16 protein-coding genes are annotated in these 21,589 nt (G+C 54.6%); 13 read left to right on the top strand and 3 right to left on the bottom strand.

From position 1 onward, the window contains the following. Positions 1-3: 3 nt before the first annotated feature. Positions 4-6,147: an RHS repeat-associated core domain-containing protein gene (locus tag ACP0GE_RS07595; protein WP_424831376.1), complete on the bottom strand. Its 6,144-nt coding sequence runs from the start codon at positions 6,145-6,147 to the stop codon at positions 4-6. 471 nt (positions 6,148-6,618) lie between these two features. Beyond that, positions 6,619-7,406, bottom strand: a protein-coding gene (locus ACP0GE_RS07590) for an IS5 family transposase (RefSeq protein WP_424831375.1) whose coding sequence is annotated in 2 segments (ribosomal slippage) — positions 6,619-7,067 and positions 7,067-7,406 — 789 coding nt in all. Because the reading frame shifts where the segments join, the coding sequence is not laid out codon by codon here. Positions 7,407-7,791: 385 nt separating this feature from the next. Here ACP0GE_RS07590 and ACP0GE_RS07585 point away from each other — a divergent pair. The 3 genes from ACP0GE_RS07585 to ACP0GE_RS07575 all read left to right on the top strand — a co-directional run bounded on the left by ACP0GE_RS07585 (position 7,792) and on the right by ACP0GE_RS07575 (position 9,994). After that, positions 7,792-9,141, top strand: coding sequence for a site-specific DNA-methyltransferase (locus ACP0GE_RS07585; protein WP_424831374.1), 1,350 nt, complete (start codon positions 7,792-7,794; stop codon positions 9,139-9,141). Continuing rightward, on the top strand, positions 9,134-9,499 hold the full coding sequence (locus ACP0GE_RS07580; RefSeq protein ID WP_424831373.1) for a DUF5681 domain-containing protein: 366 nt from the start codon (positions 9,134-9,136) through the stop codon (positions 9,497-9,499). The genes ACP0GE_RS07585 and ACP0GE_RS07580 overlap by 8 nt, the downstream gene beginning before the upstream one ends. Before the next feature lie 90 nt (positions 9,500-9,589). Beyond that, complete coding sequence (locus ACP0GE_RS07575) at positions 9,590-9,994, top strand: DUF5681 domain-containing protein (protein WP_424831372.1); 405 nt, start codon at positions 9,590-9,592, stop codon at positions 9,992-9,994. Positions 9,995-10,023: 29 nt separating this feature from the next. On the opposite strand, the gene ACP0GE_RS07570 is transcribed toward ACP0GE_RS07575, so the two are convergent. Beyond that, complete coding sequence (locus ACP0GE_RS07570; RefSeq protein ID WP_424831371.1) at positions 10,024-10,962, bottom strand: restriction endonuclease; 939 nt, start codon at positions 10,960-10,962, stop codon at positions 10,024-10,026. Between the two features lie 118 nt (positions 10,963-11,080). Between ACP0GE_RS07570 and ACP0GE_RS07565 the strand changes: the two genes are divergently transcribed. From ACP0GE_RS07565 to ACP0GE_RS07520, 10 genes are all read left to right on the top strand, one after another. Continuing rightward, entirely contained in the window at positions 11,081-11,284 is a 204-nt protein-coding gene (locus tag ACP0GE_RS07565; protein ID WP_424831370.1) for a helix-turn-helix domain-containing protein, read from the top strand. Positions 11,285-12,094: 810 nt separating this feature from the next. Beyond that, on the top strand, positions 12,095-13,303 hold the full coding sequence (locus ACP0GE_RS07560) for an ROK family transcriptional regulator (protein ID WP_424831369.1): 1,209 nt from the start codon (positions 12,095-12,097) through the stop codon (positions 13,301-13,303). Then, on the top strand, positions 13,300-14,550 hold the full coding sequence (locus ACP0GE_RS07555; protein ID WP_424831368.1) for a M20 family metallopeptidase: 1,251 nt from the start codon (positions 13,300-13,302) through the stop codon (positions 14,548-14,550). The genes ACP0GE_RS07560 and ACP0GE_RS07555 overlap by 4 nt, the downstream gene beginning before the upstream one ends. Before the next feature lie 24 nt (positions 14,551-14,574). Further along, on the top strand, positions 14,575-15,624 hold the full coding sequence (locus ACP0GE_RS07550; protein WP_424831367.1) for a substrate-binding domain-containing protein: 1,050 nt from the start codon (positions 14,575-14,577) through the stop codon (positions 15,622-15,624). Between the two features lie 109 nt (positions 15,625-15,733). Next, complete coding sequence (locus ACP0GE_RS07545) at positions 15,734-16,801, top strand: substrate-binding domain-containing protein (RefSeq protein ID WP_424831366.1); 1,068 nt, start codon at positions 15,734-15,736, stop codon at positions 16,799-16,801. Positions 16,802-16,864: 63 nt separating this feature from the next. Then, a complete protein-coding gene (locus ACP0GE_RS07540) occupies positions 16,865-17,818 on the top strand; it encodes an ABC transporter permease (protein WP_424831365.1) in 954 nt (317 codons plus the stop codon). A gap of 17 nt (positions 17,819-17,835) precedes the next feature. Then, positions 17,836-19,047 carry an alanine racemase gene (locus ACP0GE_RS07535; protein WP_424831364.1) on the top strand — a complete coding sequence of 404 codons (1,212 nt, stop codon included), beginning with the start codon at positions 17,836-17,838 and terminating at the stop codon, positions 19,045-19,047. Beyond that, positions 19,044-19,781, top strand: a complete 738-nt coding sequence (locus ACP0GE_RS07530; RefSeq protein WP_424831363.1) for an ATP-binding cassette domain-containing protein — start codon at positions 19,044-19,046, stop codon at positions 19,779-19,781. The genes ACP0GE_RS07535 and ACP0GE_RS07530 overlap by 4 nt, the downstream gene beginning before the upstream one ends. A gap of 14 nt (positions 19,782-19,795) precedes the next feature. After that, entirely contained in the window at positions 19,796-20,800 is a 1,005-nt protein-coding gene (locus ACP0GE_RS07525; RefSeq protein ID WP_424831362.1) for an SIS domain-containing protein, read from the top strand. Between the two features lie 331 nt (positions 20,801-21,131). After that, entirely contained in the window at positions 21,132-21,572 is a 441-nt protein-coding gene (locus ACP0GE_RS07520; RefSeq protein ID WP_424833825.1) for a tyrosine-type recombinase/integrase, read from the top strand. The last annotated feature ends 17 nt before the right edge of the window (positions 21,573-21,589 follow it).

Below are 21,589 nucleotides of genomic sequence, written 5' to 3'. Positions count from 1 at the left end.
AACTTACTTATATGGACCAATAGGGAGATCGTCTAGGTTGTATTCACGCCGCAATTTATTCATATGCTCAAGAACTTGTGACTTCGTTGGGCTAGGATTTTTTGAGAAGAAATCAGCCCAGCGACTATTCCACTTTCCTGGTAAGCCGTTTAGACCTTTGCCGTGAACACCACGCAGATGCGTCGAGCGGCCTAGAGCTACTGTAAAGTCATCAATGTTGATTCCAAGGCGGGCAAATTGCTTTCTAAACTGCTGCGGCAGAAGATGATGCCTCTGAATTGCAAGTGTTGTCGATGGAGCTATGGCCTGAGGAGTTGGTTTCTTCCGGAAGATTTTCTTTGCAACCCACTTGACGATGGGCTTAGCGATGGTAGCGATGGAGCCCCATACTGCTGGTTGAGGCGACTTAAAGTAAAACCCATTTGACTTGCTCACGATTTGCGAATTATGTGCTTCGGACGCGCTTCCCTGATACTGTTGGGGGTAGGCTGCGTCTAAGACGTTGTGAAAGCCGACATTTCCAAAGACACCTGCTTGGTAAGCGCGCGCGAGTTCTGATTTTCCATCCAGGTAGTCATGGTAGGCTTCTTGTGAAGCGAACTCTCTTACGTATCCCGTCTCATTTCCCAAGTGGTCGACTTCGTGCTGAGTAACGCCTCCACCGCTGTGATAGGTGGTGCCATTTCCACTTGGGTCAGAGAGGTTAATGGGATCATTGAACGAGTAGGAGTACCTGTTTGTTCCGACTCCCGGCTGGGTCACTTCGAACCAGTCGGGTTGTATGAAGATGGAGAGTTCTGGGTCGTAATATCTTGCGTTGAGGTATTGGAGGCCTGCGCCTGCGTCGTAGCGTTCTCCGATGTAGCCTTTGTCTTCGGGGGCGGCGATCAGGTCTGAGGTCCAGTCCTGGGCCTGGCCGAAGGGGTGGTAGATGGTGCGCTTGTCCTCGGCCCCGTCACCGCCGGTGATCAGGCGGACCGAGTTCAGCTGGTCGCGGTGCATGTAGCTGGCCACGCCATTGACCAGCCGCACATCCGGATGCGGATAGGTCACGATGACCTCTTCGCTGGGACCATCCCCGAAGTTGCGGATCTCGACATCGCTGAAGGTGACCGTGATCGTCTCATCCGTCTGGCCTTCATTGTCGAACCGCGCTATCCGCGTGCCGTCGGCACTGTAGACATAGGTCGTGCTTGTGCCGGCATAGGTGACGCTCAGCGGGCGGTTCTCGCCATCATAGGTCATCACCTTGCCATGCAGGCCCTGCGTCATGTTGCCGTTGGGGTCGTAAGTAAAGCTCTGACCGGCAACAGCCGTGGGGCGGTGGGTGCCCGGCAGATAGTCATAGGTGCCCAGATGACTGTTCGAGCGCATATTGCCCGCAGTATCATAGGTGAAGTTCTGGTCGAACGCGGTCACACCGCTGCGGTTGGTGACCGTGGTCAGGCGCCCGGCATAATCATAGGCATAATCCAGATTGCCCTCATCCTGCGTCGTCCATTGCTGCGCCACACGGCCCGTCGCCGAGCGTACATATTGCGTTTTGGCCATGACCTGGCTGGAGGCGTCGCGCACCTCGGTCCGGTCCATCCAGCCGCGGCTGTACGAGAACTCATTGACCGTCCGCAACCCGTTGCCATAGACAATCTCAGTCGGGTTGCTGCGCAAATCATAGGTGACGCTGGTGATATGCGGACCAAAGCCGGTCAGCCGGTTTGCGGCATCGTATGAGAACACATCCGTCCAGCTGCTGGTCTCGGCATCCGGCGTGTCCGGCAGCGCGCGCCGCAGCGGAACGCCATTGGCGGCGTATTCGGTCTGCAGCCGGAAGACACGACCGATGAGATCATACCGCTCTTCAGCCAGCAGGCCCTGATTGTTGTAATCATATTCGATCGTATGCGCATATGGGCCATCGATCGAAAGGCCTGTCAGCATGCCGGTATTGTAAAAGCCGCTGCGGGGCTGATCATAGCTGTGCTGGGTGGTGATAGTGTCCAGACCCGGGCCGCTGACTGTCTTGGTCAGGACGCGGTCCAGCTGATCATAGGTATAGGCGATCGTCTGGCCCTTGGCGTCGGTCTGCGCGATCAGGTTGTCCGTTTCGTCATAAGACAAACTCCACAGCCCAAGGCCCGGATCATCCGCCGTCAGCCGGTTGCCAACCGTATCATAGGTATAGGTCCATTCCGCTCCGCCCGGATCACGGACACCGATCAGGCGATCCAGATGATCGTAGGCATAGTCGGTTTCATCAAACCACTGAGAGTTCGGGTCCGTGTTGTCATTTCTCACGCCCGACCAGATGACATTTCCATGCCCATCAAACAGAGTGCGCGTCCAGCCACAGATCGTGGCAGCGTCATTGTCAAAACAATGCGCATCTTGCTGCTCTACAGATGGAAAGGTCAGGGTCTGACCAGTTCTGTACGAAGTTCTCGAAAGCGACAGCCCATACGTTCTTTGGACATATGTTCCATCTGCGGCGATGGTCTGTATCACCCGCCCCAGCGTGTCGTAGCTGAAGCTGACCCGCTGATTTGCAGCGGCAGTGTTTCCGGCAGCCTCGGCCCAGGTCAGAGGAATACTGGTCCAGGCGACATTGCCCCGTGTGTCATGGCCGCTGAGCGTCACAATCGCATCTTCGATCTGATCGGTCGCACCGCTGGTGGTGTCCTTGTAGGTCTGACCAAACCCGTCGAAATACTGCCGCGATACCGTGTCCGGGTTACCGCTGGCCACATCAGCCGACGCTGCACGGGTCTCGACATATTGCGCATCGGGATCGCCAAAGTGATTATAGGACCAGTTGACCTCATGCCCGTTCGGGGCGGTTCTCTTTACCTCCCGGCAATGCCCGTCAAGCGTGACCGTGGTCACCAGACCGTTGAGATCGGTCTCCGTCAGCGGAACCTGACAGCCATGGTGCCATTGCGTGCTCGCCGTGTGGCCCGCCGCGTTAGTTGAACTCGTCCGGAACAGGTGTTTCTGCGTGTCATACGTGTGGGTCGTCGTCCGACCCTTCGCATCCGTCTCTGAGACAACATTACCCCACGCGTCGTAGGTGAAGGCACCAACAGTTTGAACAAATGGATCACCTTGCCCGACCCCGCTACGCCATAGGCGATACTCAGTAAGCTGACCCTTTGCAGGCTGAACCGACCAATGATCTGGTGCCCCGTCATAAAGATAGAACTCCGCAGATAACCATGTTGATTGGTCGTTTGACCAAGCCGCCCCGACGTTTACAATTTTGTGCTTGAATGTGTTAACAATATATTTGCTTAAATTGTAATTTTCGCCAAACCAGGTTGTTCGATCATCCTCAGTGCCGGCAAAACCCAGGTCGCGCCTATGCGCAATCTCACCATACAGAGTGTAGGAATATTCTGTTGTCCGCTCGGTCAGACTGCTTCCATGTAGCGTCTTGTGGCGCGCCCGGTTTTTCCAGGACCGCCTGGGCAACAGGTCGATCCCCGTCGACCCCCAGTCATTGATCTCCTGCCACTGCGTCACCCCGTCCCGGATCAGGGTGCGTGACTTCACCTTGCCCTTCAGCGCGGTGTCGGATTTTCCGCCCGCAACATTCTGTTCATAAACCGTCACCAGTTGCGGCCGCGTTGCCTCTCCAGCAATGGCGGGCAGCGTTGCAGTGATGGTCCGAAACCCAACCGTCTGCCGCATGTCATAGTCAAAGCGGTTGCTGACATAGCTGTAATCGGTGCTCCGCTCCTGACCCGCAAACCCGTTTGAGCGCGTAATACGGCTCACCACCGGATAGGAGCGCGGAACCTTGTTGTCGTTAAAATGTGCGGACGGCGTGTAGGTCACCGCCTGATGCCCACCCAGGGGATCGGTGACTGTGGCCAGCACGTTCTTTGGGCCCGAGACGCCAAACAGGTTCAGGTTGCCGTTCTTGCCGACGATGTCCCCGATCCCGTCCCCATCAAGATCCGTCACAACACCCCGCTTGGGGCCGACAAGATGTTCATTTGTTGAGGTCTTCGGATTGAGCAACGCGACAAAGAAGTTGCCCTTGGAAATGTAGATCTGGGATCGGAACTGGTCGAGCGTACACCAGTCATGCGTCACTTCGCACCTGCGCGTGATCACCAAATCCGCCAGCCCGTCCCCGTTCATATCCCGAACCTGGATACTGGCATTCGGAAACTTGTCAGAGGCGGTGAAAGACGACCAAAGTTCGCCAGACGGCTGAAACGACTTGCCCGTCGACAGGTGAACAGTGATTTTGGCGGGCGAAACATCCGATCTGAACACAACCAGATCCTGAGCGCCGTCGCCGTTCACGTCACCAAAACTAAAAACACGTTTCCGACCATGATCTTTGAGTGGGTTCGTGACAGTTGTTTTCTGGAACCAGACATCCTTGGGGTCGAAGTAACTCCAAGTGTCCGGAATTACATAAATAGGCTCTTCTATCGGAACAAACAAGTCAGGGAAAGTCTTGTTATTTATGACGGTTGTGCCTTTTCCAAAGACCTCGTCCTGACCGTCGCCATCAATATCTGCTATGAAATTGCCATTGATGTTCTCATATGAATACCCACCCCAGATATGACCGGCGGTCCCGACCTGGTTCAAGCTGGAACCCAGGATCGCTTCCAAACCCGGATCCCGATCAAAGTTACCAAACAATTTGATCGGCTGCTTATTGGCCACAGGAACTTCCGGGATCTGAGGCGTTATTCCACGAATTGGCCTTTTTTCTATTCGCGAAAACTGCTGTTCCTCATCACTGGTTTTCACCGTCCACCGAATTTTGTGAGTGTACTGATAAAAGGTCTGATCCGCGACAGGATCATATCGCGATATTTTGCCCAGCACATTCAGATCGTAGTCCCCATCGAACGGGTCAAGGTAATTGTTCGCAAGCAGGTTTCGCAGTGCGGATCCTATGGTTTGTTCAGCTGCTGTTCGGTTGTTGTCGAACTCAAAGGCTTTGAGCAGGTTTCCGGATTTGACCAGCACGTCCTGATGACCATCCTGGTCCAGATCCATGATATTGACGATGTTGGAGAAAACGTTTGCGCTGGCCTTGCGGATAAACGCCATGTTATCCGGCGTGTAGGTGAAGCTGTAGGGCTGACCCAGAGGCGTCCCGTCCGGCACGTGGTTGGTATCAAACGTAAAGTCAGCCCCATATTGCTGAACCTCACTCAGAAGGCTGACCTTGGTCTGCGGAGCGACCGTGTAGCTCAGCGCATAGGCCCGGATCTTACTGGCAAAGTCGCCCTCAAAAACCTCGATTTTCCTGATCCGATGCCATTGCTGCCCAATAACGTCCGTGCCCGTTGCGTATCGCGGGCGCGCCACATCGGTCGGAATAGTGTCATATCCGATATAGATCGTATAAGTCTTCGCACCGTCTGGAAGTTCATATGTGATCTTATAGGGTCGCGGAGCGTGACCGTTCGCGTAGGCGGTATGGTAGTAAGAATATCTAACCGTATTGCCGTTCACATCCGTGACCGTCGAAAGAAAGTATCGGCTCTGATCGAGTAGCTTGTAGAGGTCGGTTCCTGGTGTCGTTTGCGCCCCGGTCAACACCTTCTGGCTCTGATATGTGAGCTTGGTTCCGTCTTTTCTGAAAACATGGAACTCGTTCAGAGCCTGATCCATCTGGATCTTCAGATAGGTCTCGTTATAGGTCGCAAAATGACCACCAGCGGTGCAGCTTGCGCTTGCCCTGGTTGTTTTCCGTTCAGCCGGATAAGGTCTGGAAAGCGTGTTGGTTGCGGCCGCATCGTCGCACAGAAGAAGGTCTTGCCCATCGAGACGGAACACATCCCGATTGTCATCAAAGGTCGGAATACCCCCGCCGTAAGACACCCGCTCAATCGACGACAGCGCAGAGAGCTTCCAGCCCGCCCCCAGAATAGCGTCTGGAGTCCCGTGCCCGTTGAAGCTCGACACGTATCGGAGGTTCAGGTTCGGCTCCAGTCCCCGAAAGGACGGCACCTCAATCGGAACGGAATATCGGAAACTGCCATCCGACAGGACGCTGTTGGCAACCGGCAGATCCGGTGTCGAAAGACCAGCGAACTCCCCTGCAATCTGGGCGTGTGAACTGGTCGACCAAACAAAACCAAGTAAACTCAGGATGGCGAAAGAAAATTTCTTAAACACGGACTTGACCTCATCACTTCAAGTACCAGTTTTCTAATGAGATTCGCTCAATTGGGTCAAACTTAATATATTAAACAACTCAAAGTTGCTCTTATCCAGCCTTTTGACTAAGCCAAACAAACAACTCTACCAAAGATTGTGAACAACAACGAAGGGAAAGAAACACAAGGCCTCGCAATAGCCGGTCTTGGGCGTTCGGTTGGCGTGTCCGACGCGACCCTTGACTCGACTATTGATGGAAAATCGGGTTTCCGGGTTAGGCTCATCCAAAGCCTTGCAGATTTGTCTCGTGCACGGCCCGGCTTCGAATCCTGATCCTCCACCTGAAACACCCTGTGTCAGGTGCAATTGAGGCAAGAGGATAGCGCGCGATCTTCGAACCAGCGGCGGTCACACTTGCCGATCTGCATCAGGCAGCCAACGCACTTTTTAGTAGTTGCTCAGGTTGTTACGGGGCAGTGAACTTTTAGGTCATGTTGACAAATTCCAGATCCAGAGGCGGATCGACGTGATGTCGACAAAGCCGAGGAAACTCTCGGCGGTCTTGTCGTAGCGTGTTGCGATACGGCGGGCGTTCTTGAGCTTGTTGAAACACCGTTCGACAAGATTTCGCAGGCGGCAGAGTGAGCGATCCACCCCGACGCGCTTCTTGCGGGATTTTCGCATGGGGATCACCGGCTGGACGCTGCGGTCGTCCATGGAATTTCGAATGCTGTCGGCGTCATAGCCACGGTCGGCGAGCAAGACTTTCGGTTGAGGCAGGTTCTCGGACATGACCAGGTCGAACCCAAGATAGTCGGATGTCTGGCCCGGAGTGATCTCTGTCCTCATGGGCAAACCGTGCGCGTTGACGAGGAGGTGGATCTTGGTCGTGAAGCCACCACTAGAACGTTCGAAACCCTGTCGCGGAGTCTCCCTTTAGCGCCTGCTGCCTGATGATGGGCGCGGACCACGGTGCTGTCGATCATCTGGAGCGCGTGCGGCACCGCCCCGCTTTCGTTCAGGGCGCCCATCATCTGTTCCCGCAATCCCGCCAGCGTCCAGCGCCAAAACTGACGGTAAACGCTCGACCATTTGCCGAACTCTTCGGGAAGGTCTCGCCAAGGGGCACCGGTCCGGGCGATCCAGAAAATTCCATCAAGAACACGGCGGTGGTTCGTGGGTTTGCGCCCGTTCGGGGCGCGGACGGCCACGATAAAACGCTCGAAGAACGTCCATTCTTTGTCCGACATCAAGTCTCGTGCCAAGCTGGCCACCATTGCAAATACCAGCTTGAATCACGCCTAAGCCTCAGTGTGAATCCCTTTTGTCAACACGACCTAACAATGCTATCTCAATGAGAGTGTATTGGGTTCAAAAATGGATTTGTCGGCGTTCTGAACCTGATCGGTTTGCCTGGAGTTCGACTTAGATGCATCGGTGGATATTGAATCTTTCACTGCGATAGTTACATTGATCTCAACAATAAAATGGCCGGAATGATCTTGACGTTGTCTGAGATTGAACCGGGACAGCGCCTGGCTGAAACAAGTGCCCAGACATATATCACGTTAGAATGCGCTTACGTGGACCCGAAGTGAAACCCGGGGCCGCATTGTATCTGACGTTTTGAATTCGGCTCCGCTTAAGTGAGGAGCCAGATCATTGACTGCGCTGAAGATAGTTTATCAATCCCCCAAGACGCTGAAGCCGCGGGACAGGAATCCCCGAACGCATTCGAAAAGCCAGATTCGGCAGGTGATGCGCTCGATCGAGCACTTTGGCTTCACCAACCCCGTTCTTGTCGATGAGGATAATCGGCTCATCGCGGGGCATGGCCGTGTCGAGGCGGCCAAACAGATGGGTCTGGAGCAAGTCCCAACGATTTGTCTTTCAGGCATGAGCGAAGAAGACATTCGGGCTTATGTCATCGCGGATAACAAGCTTGCCGAAAATGCGGGCTGGGATGCTGGTCTTCTGGCGCTGGAATTCCAGTACCTTGATGAGTTGGAAATCCCGTTTGACCTTACACTCACCGGTTTCGAGTTGCCTGAAATCGATCTGAGCATCCAGACGCTGAAATTGGATGGTGAAGAAGGGCAAGATCCATTGGATCAGGTTCCGATCCCAGTCGGGAAATCACCGGTAACCCGCGGGGGTGATATCTGGCACATTGGCCCTCATCGCCTGATCTGTGGAGACAGCACCGACGCGGAGACCTATGCTGCCTTGCTTGGGTCGGAACGTGCACAGATGGTTTTTACAGATCCCCCTTACAATGTCCCCATACAGGGACACGTTTCGGGCTTGGGGTCGGTACAGCATCGAGAGTTTGCCATGGCGTCCGGTGAAATGTCGCCAGAAGACTTTCAGAGCTTTTTGACATCTGTATTCCAACACCTTGCCTCTTATAGCGATGACGGTTCCATTCACTTTCAGTGCATGGACTGGCGTCATATGCGTGAAATTCTCGGGGCAGGGGAGGTGGTTTATTCAGAGCTAAAACATCTGTGCGTCTGGTCTAAGACAAATGGAGGGATGGGATCGCTCTACCGGTCACAGCATGAGTTGGTGTTTGTATTCAAATCGGGGACCGGCAAACACATCAACAATGTCGAGCTGGGCAAGAATGGCAGGAACCGGACAAATGTCTGGACCTATGCCGGGGCCAATAGCTTTGGTGAAGGGCAGGGCGGTCTTGAGATGCACCCTACCGTCAAGCCGGTGGCATTGGTGAGGGATGCCATTCTGGACTGCTCGCTTCGTGGCGGGTTGGTGTTGGACCCATTTTGCGGGTCGGGATCCACGCTTATCGCGGCTGAGCAATCGAGTCGGCGTGGATTTGGGATCGAGATTGATCCAGCCTACTGTGACGTGATCCTGCGCCGCCTGACGGATACATTCGGCCTGATCCCGCGTCTTGGTGACAATGGGCCGGTGTTTAAGGAGGTGGCGAGCGAACGTGAAAATGATGGCGCCAGTGCGGCGGCAGAGCAGGAGGTGGCCAATGTCTGATAAAGGCTACAACGTTGGCTACGGTCGTCCGCCCCGTGAAACGCAATTCCAAAAAGGTCAATCTGGAAATCCAAAAGGAAGGCCTCGGAAAAAGGGGACTGTTGAACTGGATCTGGATCAGGTCCTGGATCAGCATGTTAGAGTTAAGTCGTTAGGCGGCAGCAAAAAAATGGATACGCGCGAAGCGGCACTGCGGATGCAGGTTGCGAAAGCGCTTAAGGGAAACATTCAGGCCGCAAAGCACGTGCTAAAGCAGTTTGAAAAATATGATGCCATAACGCCGCCACGATCGAAGATACAAACAGGTGTGGTGATCGCACCTAGAGCCTCTTTTATAAAGCCTGAGAGAGATAGTTGATGGATTGCTGGGATCATTTGATGAATGGGCGCGTACTGCGGGAAGCAGAGTGTAAATGCCGCGACAACTGTATCTTCAAGGAACCAAACTATGACCGATGGTACTGACCCGATTGAGGACTTCGATCCTCTTTACCCCAACAGGTTCCAAAAAGGAAAATCTGGCAATCCCAAGGGAAGACCGTGCGGCGCGAAAGGGATGAAGTCTATTGTCCAGAGAGTCGCGCATGAAACGCATATCATAACTGAAAACGGTGAACGTAAGCGCGTCTCAACGGTGGACCTATTGCTAAAGACGATTCAGTGCGAAGCTCTAAAGGGCAACTTAAAAGCCAAGATTCTACTTGATGAACTACGGGAAAAATATAGCCCGCAGGAAGCCAACAATACGGGCTACGGCTGTCTTCTCGTGCCTGAAGGTTGCACGCTGGAGACCACGCTGCTCAGGGTCGAAGACGTTGAGGATGATGAACGCCTCAGGCACCGTTTGACATAGGCAGAGGTGGACTGTCGCAGTTCAGAGTGTCAGACTATTCTTTCGGACAACCATTTGAACAATCCGGACTCCACAGTCTGTGAAGCGAGCTCTTTGCCTGTCCAAATGTTTAAGTTCAATTCGCTTTGCCTTGGGAGGGCCAGTGCGCCGCGTGGATTGGCGCATGCAAATATGAAACGGTTACAGGACCCATCAGCTAAGAACCGATCAATGTAGCTGTCAAGTTCAGCCTGTCCAGCCTGGCTCTTGACCTGAACCCAGGCCGTTTCTCCGGTCAGGGGTTGCTCAAGCACCAGGTCCACATCAGGCATGTTTCCACCCAGCAGGCTGGTGCGCCGCCAACCGTTGCGCAGGAAAATGAGATCAATCAGTGTTTCAAATTCTGCCCAATGCAAGTTCCCGATCATTTGCTCGGTTAGGCTATACATCTCTGCGGTGAGAGCATTGGCGCTGTGTTGAAGTGGATGGCGTTCTATCCGGATTGATCGCAGCAGGTAGTCCTGAGCCTCGACACGGCATATTGTTCGCCTGTATGAAGCTGTTTTTGTAAGTGCTGAACTCAGGGTGTTTAGTTGTAGAGGAGTGCCAGCAAGCGACATTTTGGACCAACCACTTTGTGTGGTACGCCAACGAACCGGGCCTGACGATGTTATCTTGGATAGTTCGATCTTGTCGCCCACAAGCGCCCACCACAGATGCCCATGTGCCATCGTGATCCAAAGTGATCCTTCTGGCAGGTCATAGAAGTCTTTTAGTTCCCGGATGTCTTCTTTTGCAGCCTGAATTCCGCGTCCGGCCTGGGTCATCGTTGTTAGCAACATATCCCAATCGCCTGCCAGACACAGCGCATGATCGGCCAGGTCAAAGTCGACAGGTATGACCGCGTTCTCCAGGGCATAATCAACATGTTTGCCGCCAGAGCCTAGCTTTACATATCGCACATCTGGTGGGTTCAACTGGTCTTGCATGTGCCGCGCCTTGTCGTCGATCGGTGACATAGAAACGCTTCGTTTGGACGAGAAGTCAACTGAATATATCACTGATCGTCTGTAGACCGATCAACTGCATCACTGTCCAAGAAGCAATATGGATGTGCAGAACCGCCTGGCAAAAAACATGCGACGCTTGCGGCAGATGAAAGGCTGGTCGCAGGAGGAGTTCGCGCATCGGGCGGATATTCACAGGACGTACATTAGCGATCTCGAGCGCAGTGCTCGCAACCCTACGATCACCGTTGTTGATAAGCTGGCTGCGGCGCTTGGTGTCTCGTTGGGTGAGTTGTTGGATTAGTTCTAAAGACTGACTGACCACCGATCCAGTGCAAGCCCGTACGCCCGCTTTGCGCAATCCAAAGTTGGTGTTTTGCTTCAGGTTCACCCACTCTGACGGGCTAAGAGCTCAATCGCCCGCATACGCGCGGCGGCGTGTTGCAGTAGGACCTGGAGGGACTGAACAAGCTCTATTGCTTCTTCTGGGCTAATCTTCGATCGCTGGCCTCTGAGAGCATGCGATGCCGCGTCCTCCAAACTACCCGTTAGCTTTGCAAAAACGAAATTGAGCTGTTCACGGGTTGTGTCGTCCATGCCAGCAGTACCGCTTGCCAGGCCATGGAAGTCGAGCAATTTCTTTACTATCATCGGATGTACGACAAAAAAACGCTTCGAGGAATCCACATCAATTTATGGGACATGGAACAGTTAATTGAGGTCCCAAACTTGCGGGTCCAAAATCCCATGAGATGAAGCATCAGTCATGGGTCAAGAAAATGCGACGCCGGAAACGGCCCATTCCTGCCGTTCGACCTTGGTCACCGTCGCCGCGACGCGGCCCGTCAGAGGAGACATTCGCCGCGAGCGCAAAAACGGGGGCCGCTCGAACTCACAGGCAGCCGGACAAAGCCGACTTGCGCACGCGCACCCATTGCTGTTGCAGAGAACTTTCGCCGGTGCAGAGGAGCTAGTGTCGTAAAGCAGTGTATGTTGTCAGCACGGTCGTTGAATGAACTAAGTTTGACCACTTCTGACATCCACTAGCAATTTTGCGTTGACTCATATTTGGAATCATATTTAGTTCGGTTATAGAACGAATTAAAGAGAAGCCATGCCTGCTCAGTCAAAAATCTCTCGCAGAATGTCTCAGAGTGCCGTTGTCCAGACTATCGCAACGTATGGCCCGATCTCGCGCGCAAGCGCCGCCAAGCTCACGGGCCTGTCGAAGCAAACGATCTCGGAAATCGTAGGCAATCTTGAGGCGGATGGGTGGGTTCGCACTGTTGGGCAAACAGAAGGGCATGTCGGTCGTCGGGCGGTTGTCTACGAAATCGCGCCGGACGCGGCGGCCGTTGCCAGCGTCGATCTGGGGGGGACCAAAGTTCGTGTCGCGCTGTGCGATCTGAAAGGATGTGTCCTGGCAGAGCGTGTAGAACCAACTGAGCAGTCAGGCGGCGTTAACGTCGTTGAACAAATTAGCAGGATGGTCCTCGCAACTGCAGCCGAAATGGAATGCGGCGATTTGAAATTTGCTGTCGTCGGTGTTCCAGGTGTTCCTGACATGGTCACGGGGGCGATCCGCATGGCACCGAACATTTCGGGAATAGATCAGATTGATCTCGCCAATGAGTTGAATGCACGGCTTGGCGTGGAAATTCTCGTGGAAAATGACGTGAACCTTGCGGCGCTCGGTGAACATTGGATGGACAACCGCTCCGACAAGGATGATCTGGTCTATATTTCCGTGGGTACCGGCATCGGTGCTGGCATCGTTGTGGATGGTAATGTCATGCGCGGTGCAACGGGTGCGGCTGGGGAGATCGGCTTTTTACCTTTTGGAGGCAACCCGCTTGAGGCAGAAAGCCTCGAAATTGGCGCTTTGGAACGCGTAAGCGCGACAGACGCCATTGTTGGCCAGTACCAATCGCTGTCTGGTAAGAAGCTGAGTGTTCCCGGCATTTTTGATGCTGCCATTGCCGGAGACGAAGATGCAGAAAAAACACTTGATAATGTTGCATTGCAAATCGCGCGCGCGTCGGCGGCCATCATTGCAGTTCTCGACCCATCTTTGATTGTGATGGGAGGTTCCATTGGAGCCAGAGAAGAGCTTCTGCAGCGTATCAGCAAGTACGTGGCAAAATGCTATCCGCGCGCCGTTTCAATTCAACCGTCGAGGCTCGGAACACACGCAGCATTGGCGGGAGGAGTTTCCATTGCCCTGTCCCATCTTCACATGTCGCTTTTTGCAGAAGGGCAGAAAGGTGCGGAAATTCGCGTGCCTCCTCCCGAGTTTGAAGCGTTCAAAGCAGGCGTTTCATGAAGTCGAATGCTCTTTCCGAGAAATTGCGTCTGTCCCAAGACGCGCAGACCGATGTAGCTCTATTGCGCGACGCGCTGACTATTGACAGCGTGACCGGACGCGAAACTCCATTTGCCCGCTTCTTGGAAAAACAACTTTCCGGACTTGGTCTTCAAACGGGAATAAGCACATTTGAGGACCAACGCGAAAATGTCTGGGGTATCTCACATTCAGACGGACCTAACCTCATGGTGCTTGGTCATACAGACACGGTTCATGTACGCGGGTGGTCCGAACACTGGCAGGACGATCCACGAAAGGACCCTTTCGGAGGCGTCGAGGTTGATGGCCAAATCTGGTCACGCGGAGCCAGTGATCTCAAAGGCGGAATCTGCGCCGCCATTGCCGGATATCGACTGTTGCATCGCGTTGGCGTACAGCCGTCCTGCGGACTGACTTTCGCATTTATTGGCGATGAAGAAAGCGGCGAGCCTGGCAGCGGTGTCAGCGCCGGGGCCAAGGATCTGGTGCGGCGCATCAAATCTGACGAGATTCCCCGGCCGGATTTCGCAGTCTATGTCGAGCCAACGAACCTCGATGTTTACACCGCTCAAATTGGCTTTTTTATCGCTGACATCTCGGTCACAGGTAAAACCGCCTACTTTGGCACTCCTGAACTGGGCGTTGATGCCCTGAAAGCGACGCACCTTTTGCTGTCGCGCATCTGGAAGCATGAAGCCGACCTTAGTGCAGGCCCACGCCATGATCTTGTCGGCACGTCTTCTATACTGGTGACGGATATTCAGGGTGGCGGATTCATTGCGGTACCAGGCGATTGCAAACTGTCCCTGATCCGCAAATTACGACCCGGCGAAGTGATTGATGATGCTGTCAGTGCATTTGAGGCCGCTTTGAGCACCAAGGACCTGCCTGAAGGCATCGAGGTCACAATCCGGTATCCAGCCGGTCGAGACCATCCCAAAGGTGGTTCTCCGGTCGAGAACGATCCAGACCTTTCTGCGGTGAACTTGCTGCAAAGTTGCATCCGGGCAACCCGTTCAGAGGCTGGGCAAGCTGACGGCGCACCATATTGGTCTGAGATGCCCTTTCTGACCGAGCAGATTGGCTGCCCGACTGTCTACTGCGCACCTGGCGATATTGCAGTCGCACACACGTTTGAAGAACGCATTGAGGTTGAAGAATACCTCGCTGCTGTCCGGGCCTTTGCGCTCTTTTTCGCAGGCTTCAACACGTCTCACGTACCGTAAAATGTCTAACCTGAGGAGGAACAAATGACTTATCTGAGATCCGCACTGGCCGCATCAGCGTTCATTGTACTGTCCACGGGACTAAGCGCCGAGACAATCGGGCCGGGAGGCGAAAGCGCCACACCTTCATCATCCGTTGTTGTGAGTGATGACCAGGTTGCAGCCGTTCAAGCCGCCGGATATTCGGCAGCGCTTTTATGGCATGATCAATCGGACTTTGTGAACGCCGTCACCGCAGGCGCAAGCGACGAATTTGAACGTCTGGGTATCGAAGTTGTGGCTGTGACCAGCGCAGGCTTTGACGCTGCCAAACAGCGCAGCGACATTGAAACTGCTTTGGCCAAATCCCCGAACATCATCTTGTCACTGCCTCTGGATCCTGTGACGTCAGCAGCCGCTTTTGAGGAAGCCAAAGAGGCAGGCGTCGCACTGTCGTTCCTATCAAACCTACCTGCTGACTATCAGCACCCGGACGACTATGCGGCTATCGTGACTGATGACCTGTTCCAGATGGGCAAACAGGCCGCTGATGCCTTGGCAGCCGCTATGGGTAATGAAGGCACAGTGGGCTGGATTTACCATGACGCCGCCTACTACGTGACCAATCAGCGTGACAATGCCTTCAAGACGACAATCGAAAACGACTACCTGAATATCTCGATTGTGGCCGAACAAGGCATCTCTGATCCGGCCCGCGCCGAAGAGATTGCAAACGCAATGCTGCTGAAGAACCCCGATCTGGGCGGTGTATACGTCACCTGGGCGGGCCCGGCAGAAGGCGTTCTGGCGGCTCTGCGCGCCAATGGAAACAGCACCACCAAGATCGTGACGCTCGATCTTTCCGAGCCGATTGCTTTGGACATGGTTCGGGGCGGGAACGTCGCGGCCATTGTTGCGGACGAAGCCTATGAATTGGGTCGCGCAATGGCAGCGAGCGCAGTGCTCGACCTTCTGGGTGAAGATGTGCCGCCGTTCATCGTTGCACCGGCTCTTTCCGTGACCGCCGACACCGTTGTCGATGGCTGGAAAAAGTCGCTCAATATCGATGCACCGGCCAGCTTGTCTTCCAACTAAGAATCTCCCTGGCGGGTCGCCTTAGGGCGGCCTGTCGAAATTGAATGTAAGGGGCAGGTGACGAGAACACCAATCTTCCATGTAACTTCGACAAAACAAGGAACAGACTATGCTCAATACGCTGAAAACTCTGGTGCTCTCGTCGGTGATTGCAATACCGACGATCACGCTTGCAGACAACCGTCCTGAAACCAAAGGGCCGAATGGTGAAACCCCAACACCGGTTGCAGGACTTGAACTCTCTGATGCGGATATCGCAAAAGTTGCCGAGGGTGGCCACACGGCGGCCCTGGTCTGGCATGAGCAATATGCCTGGTCGAACGCAGTTGCGAATGGGGCGAAAGACGAATTTGCACGGATGGGGATCGAAGTTATTGCTGAAACCAATGCCAGCTTTGACCCCGCCCGCCAAAAGGCCGATGTGGAGACGGTGATGGCAAACAACCCGTCGATCATTGTCTCTCTGCCCATCGACCCACCTACGGCCGCAAACGTGTATGGCATTGCGCGTGATGCGGGTGTCAAGCTCGTGTTCATTGACAACGCCGTGCAGGGCTTCACCCATGGTGAAGACTACGTCTCGGTCGTTTCGGCTGACCTCTTCCAGATTGGCAATAAGGCTGCACATACCCTGGCCGCCGCAATGGGCGAAGAAGGCACTGTGGGGTATATGTTCCATGACGCGGATTTTCCGGTGACAAACCAGCGTGACAACGCGTTCAAGTGGACCATTGAAAACGAATATCCAAACATGGAAATCGTGATCGAATCCGGCATGGCCGATCCTGCAAATGCCGAGGATATCGCTCGCGCCATGTTGTCCCGCAACCCTGACCTCGGCGGTATTTACACACCTTGGGCAGAGCCTGCGCTCGGCGTTTTGTCAGTTCTACGTCAGCAAGGCAATACGGACACGAAAGTGATCACCATCGACCTGAATGAGCCGGTGGCACTCGATATGCTGAACGGTGGAAATACAGCTGGCATCATCGCAGACGAAGCCTACAGCATCGGTGTTTATGCGGCACGCTCGGCCGCGGCCAGCCTACTGGGCCGTTCTGTTGAGCCATTTCTCGTCGTTGATGCCTTGGCCATCGGAACCGACAACGTTGTCGAAGGCTGGAACCAGTCCATGAACGTGGACCCGCCGCAAACGGTGGTCGATGCGGCTCAATAATAGCCCTCTTCGGGCGGGCGGCATCGGTCGCCCACCCGACCTTGTACTCTAATGGAACAGGCAATGACAAAAGCCATAGACACGATAAAGTCTCTCGACCTGCAACGAAGCGTAATCTATTTCGGCTTTCTTGGAATTTTCCTGTTCTTTGCAGTGACACTTCATGATGACGGGTTTCTGACAAGCCGGAACCTGACAAACATCATCCTGCAAACAGCGCCCGCGACGATCATGGCCATAGGCTTGGTATTCGCGCTTTCGGCAGGCGAGATCGACTTGAGCTTTGGCTCTATTGTCGCTGTTGCGGCCTTGTCCGCTGCCGTTGCCATGCAGAACGGACCCATGCTCTATGGCGTGGTAGCGGGGCTTGGAGCGGGTATCCTGATCGGTGCTTTCAATGGTGCGCTGGTCGCTTATCTGCGCCTTCCGTCTTTCCTTGTCACACTTGCCACGATGGGGCTTTTTGCCGGCATCGCGCGGACCATGACAGATCTGCGCTCGATCCCCGTTCTCAATGATACATTCACCGGTATTTTCGGGTCTGGTCGGCTTTTCGGTGTGCCGTCACTGGTGTTATGGACCATCGGTGCGGTTGCGGTCGGCCACATTGTTTACCGCAACACGCGCTTTGGCGCGCATGTTCTGGCTGTCGGGGATAATGCCCGCGCAGCACAGGTTTCCGGTATCAAAGTCCCGCGTGTCCGGTTGATGGTGCTGACACTGTGCGGCGCCACAGCCGGTCTGGCCGGATTGCTCTACGCAGGACGGCTTCAAGCCGCCAAGTACACTTTGGGCGAAAGTGATCTTATGACCGTTATTGCCGCTGTCATTGTGGGCGGCACAGCTTTGAACGGGGGTAAGGGCTCGATCATCGGCGCACTTTTGGGGTCGTTGATGATGGGGATGCTGAACAACGGCTTGATCCTCATGGGGCTTCAGGTTTCCGACCAGATGATCGTGCGTGGGCTGATTATCCTGCTCGCGGTCGCAATCTCCCTTCGCGAAATTCGCCGCTAACTTCTGGAAGGCAAAATATGTTTCTTGATCTCCTCATCCGCCGCAATCCGCAATTCGTCGAAACCGCGATATCCCTGCATCAGCAGGGGAAAATTCCGGCAAACGCCTATGTCCTTGATCTGGACGCGGTAGAGCGAAATGCGCGCACGTTTTCTCAGGCAGCGTCGAAACTCGGGCTCACGACCTTTGCCATGACAAAGCAAGTCGGGCGGCATTCCGGTTTCTGTCAGGCGGTGATGCGCGGCGGCATCAACCGGTCTGTAGCTGTCGACATGCCATGTGCGGTTGCCTGTGATCGCGCTGGATTGAAAACCGGGCATTTGGGTCATCTGGTTCAAGTCCCTCGGCAAGAGGCGGATTTCGCTGCAAGTCATCTGAAACCCGATTTCTGGACCGTCTTTTCAGATACCAAGGCGCAAGAGGCTGCCGCTGCCGCCAGCAGAGCGGGACGTGAACAATCGCTCATGGCCCGTGTTCAGACCGAAGGCGATACATTCTATCGCGGTCACGAAGGTGGGTTCGAGGCCGGTGATATTGTCGATGTGGCAAACCGGCTCGACAATCTGGAGGGCGGGCGATTTGCCGGAATCACGACATTCCCAGCCCTGTTGTTTGATCAGGAAACGCGCAAGGTCAAACCCACGTCCAATCTAACGACCCTGAACAAGGCAGCAGAGGCGTTGGCGCAAACGGGGCGCTCAAACATCGAGATCAACGCCCCCGGCACAACGTCTTCTGCCGTTTTGGCGGCGCTCGCGGACGCCGGCGCGACACAGGTTGAACCCGGCAATGGTCTTCACGGCACAACCCCGCTTCACGCTGTAGAAGACCTGCCCGAGGACCCGGCGGTTCTGTACCTTTCCGAGGTCTCGCACCATCACGGCGGCAAGGCTTATTGTTTTGGCGGGGGTCTCTATATCGACCCGGTATTTCCTAAGTACCAGGTCCGCGCCGTGGTCAGCAGCACCCCGACCACGCAGCCATCGGCCCTGCGCCACGTCGAAATCCCGGATTATTCCGCCATTGATTACTATGCCATGATCGATGCAGATTCTGAAACCGCACCGGCCCCTGGCGATACCGTTGTGTTCGGCTTCCGGGGCCAGGTTTTTGTCACGCGCGCAATGGTTGCAGGTATTCGTGGGGTCGAGAGCGGGAATCCTGAAGTTACAAGTATTGAAAACGGATTTGGTGATCCGGTGAATTGGCCAGGAGCCTTTGCTCAATGACCCCAACTCTCTCGCTCCAAGATATTCGTAAGTCCTTTGGTGGCGTCGTCGCCATCCAGAACTTCTCACTTGACCTCTATCCCGGAGAGATCGTCGCGCTCGTCGGGGATAACGGCGCCGGCAAATCGACCCTCATCAAAATTGTCTCCGGAGTGCACCGGCCTACCAGTGGCGAGATCACCCTGGATGGCACGTCTGTCAGTTTTTCAGATGCAAGTGCGGCGCGCAGCCATGGGATAGAGGTCGTCTACCAAGACCTGGCGCTTGCCGATGAACAACCGGTTTTTATGAACATGTTCTTGGGTCGCGAGTTGACGAAGAAACCATTCGGTTTGCTCGACAAGTCAAAAATGCGCGCAGAAACCCAAAGTCTCGTTGATCAGCTTGATGTCCGCATCCCTTCGGCTGGCTCCACGATCCGTGACCTCAGCGGCGGGCAGCGGCAAGGGATTGCAATTGCGCGCGCGACCCACTGGGCCAGCAAACTGATCCTTCTTGATGAACCCACGGCGGCCCTCGGCGTTGCCGAGACCGCAAAGGTCGAAGAATTGGTTGCCTCCCTCAAAGAGCGAAACCTGGCCATCCTGATCATTAGCCACAGTCTGGATCAGGTGTTTCGCCTCTCGGATCGTATCTGCGTTCTGCGCCGGGGCGAACAGATCGGCGTTAGGAAAACCACAGAGACCGACAAGAACGAGATCATCGCCATGATCACCGGAGTGCATGATCAATGACAGCGGGCACGATTATGGCAGCTGAAATTGCCGAGATTCCTGAGATGATTGAGCGGCAATTGCGATCCATCGAGACCTATCTCGAAGCGGGGCACATGCTGGAGCTAGATGGCACGCATGGCATAGTCACATGCGCGCGCGGAACATCTGACCACGCTGCGACATTCTGCAAATACCTCATTGAGACACAGATCGGATTGCCGGTGGCCTCTATCGGCCCATCGGTTGCGTCTGTCTACGACGCCAAACTGCACCTAAACGGCTTTGCCTGTCTGACCTTTTCACAATCAGGGGGAAGTCCTGATCTGGCATTGCTGCAAAGGGCGGCAAAAGCAGGCGGCGCGAAAACCATCGCAATCCTGAACCAGGTTGAGAGTCCGGTCGGCAATGAAGCTGATCACGTGTTGCCAGTTCTGGCAGGCCCTGAGAAAGCCGTCGCTGCCACCAAGTCGTATGTGGGGATGTTGACAGCTTCATTGGGGATCGTCGCAGGCTATCTGGAAAACAAGGCACTGGTCGATGCGCTGAACTCTTTGCCTGAACTGGCTCGCGAGGCCTTGGACTGTGACTGTTCAGTTGCGAATACGCCATTGGCACGCTGTAGTTCTTTGTATTGTATTGGTCGGGGCCTAAACATGGCCATCGCTGCCGAGGCCGCACTCAAACTCAAGGAGACCTGTCGGCTGCACGCCGAAGCCTATTCGGCGGCAGAGCTTTTGCATGGTCCTGTGGCGATTGCGGGCGACAATCTTGGGGCCCTGATCTTTGGCTCAGAGGGTAAGGCCGCCAGGGCAATCGATACAGCCTATGAGCGGCTTCGCAAAGATGGCGCGAGGGCTTACCTTGTTCACCCCAAACAAGGTTCCTTCAGATTACCAATTCCAAAGTCAGACTATGAACTGATCGATCCTGTGCTTCAGGCAATCTGCTTTTACCGGTTTGTGGAACGGCTCTCGGTTGAAATCGGTGAAAACCCAGACGCCCCTCCTGGTCTCGTGAAAGTCACGGAAACAGTCTAGCAAGCAGCTTTGTGTTTTCGCAGCGCTCAGTGCGTCAAGGAGCACGAGAGCCAACTGAACTATACTCGGACGACCGCTTTCCACCACCAATTGGCTCGTGGTATTTCTCAGTTTTAGAAGTTTCCATGCTGCGTGCAAATGCAGCATAGAACATGCAATGACTGAGATGGCTCGCTGCCGACCTCAGAGGCATTGCAGTAATCACGTGATATGGTGCTTCGTCAACGTCGGGTTGTCGGTGTGGAGGGCATGGCGGATCGGAGGATCAGTCATGGAAACACCAAACTTACCGGCCATTCGCGCGCTTCGTCCAGCCTAGAACAAAGGACGTATCGTTGGCCAGAAACGGCAGCTGAAGCCAAAGCATGTCTGGGCAATCCGTGTTCGACTTGAATTGGCAGAAAATCATCGCGACCTCGCACTGTTCAACATGGCGATCGACAGCAAGCTGAGAGGTTGCGACCTGGTGAAGATGAAAGTCGTTGACGTTATGGCATCTGGCCAGATCAAAGAACGGGCTTCCGTGTTGCAAAGCAAAACGCAAAAACCGGTGCGTTTTGAAATATCCGAAGGCACAAGAGCCTCGGTCGAGAAGTGGATGGAGGAAGAATTCATGGTTGGCTCGGAATACCTTTGGCCGGGTCGCTTCCATAAGCGTCTTCATATCTCGACACGCCAATATGCACGGATCGTCCGCGATTGGGTCGCATCGATCGGTCTAGAAGCTAGCGCATACGGAAAAAATGTCGCAAGAAGTAGAGCGCGTAGATAGGCCGCATTCTCGAGCGA

This window comes from Ruegeria sp. (genome assembly GCF_965243365.1).
GTDB lineage: Bacteria > Pseudomonadota > Alphaproteobacteria > Rhodobacterales > Rhodobacteraceae > Ruegeria.
This window is presented reverse-complemented; position numbering and strand designations above follow the sequence as displayed.

Coding starts and splice junctions, on each gene's coding strand:
- ACP0GE_RS07580 (WP_424831373.1), top strand. CDS start 9,134: ATGTCTGATAAAGGCTACAACGTTGGCTACGGTCGTCCGCCCCGTGAA.
- ACP0GE_RS07575 (WP_424831372.1), top strand. CDS start 9,590: ATGACCGATGGTACTGACCCGATTGAGGACTTCGATCCTCTTTACCCC.
- ACP0GE_RS07570 (WP_424831371.1), bottom strand. CDS start 10,962: ATGCAAGACCAGTTGAACCCACCAGATGTGCGATATGTAAAGCTAGGC.
- ACP0GE_RS07565 (WP_424831370.1), top strand. CDS start 11,081: ATGGATGTGCAGAACCGCCTGGCAAAAAACATGCGACGCTTGCGGCAG.
- ACP0GE_RS07560 (WP_424831369.1), top strand. CDS start 12,095: ATGCCTGCTCAGTCAAAAATCTCTCGCAGAATGTCTCAGAGTGCCGTT.
- ACP0GE_RS07555 (WP_424831368.1), top strand. CDS start 13,300: ATGAAGTCGAATGCTCTTTCCGAGAAATTGCGTCTGTCCCAAGACGCG.
- ACP0GE_RS07550 (WP_424831367.1), top strand. CDS start 14,575: ATGACTTATCTGAGATCCGCACTGGCCGCATCAGCGTTCATTGTACTG.
- ACP0GE_RS07545 (WP_424831366.1), top strand. CDS start 15,734: ATGCTCAATACGCTGAAAACTCTGGTGCTCTCGTCGGTGATTGCAATA.
- ACP0GE_RS07540 (WP_424831365.1), top strand. CDS start 16,865: ATGACAAAAGCCATAGACACGATAAAGTCTCTCGACCTGCAACGAAGC.
- ACP0GE_RS07535 (WP_424831364.1), top strand. CDS start 17,836: ATGTTTCTTGATCTCCTCATCCGCCGCAATCCGCAATTCGTCGAAACC.
- ACP0GE_RS07530 (WP_424831363.1), top strand. CDS start 19,044: ATGACCCCAACTCTCTCGCTCCAAGATATTCGTAAGTCCTTTGGTGGC.
- ACP0GE_RS07525 (WP_424831362.1), top strand. CDS start 19,796: ATGGCAGCTGAAATTGCCGAGATTCCTGAGATGATTGAGCGGCAATTG.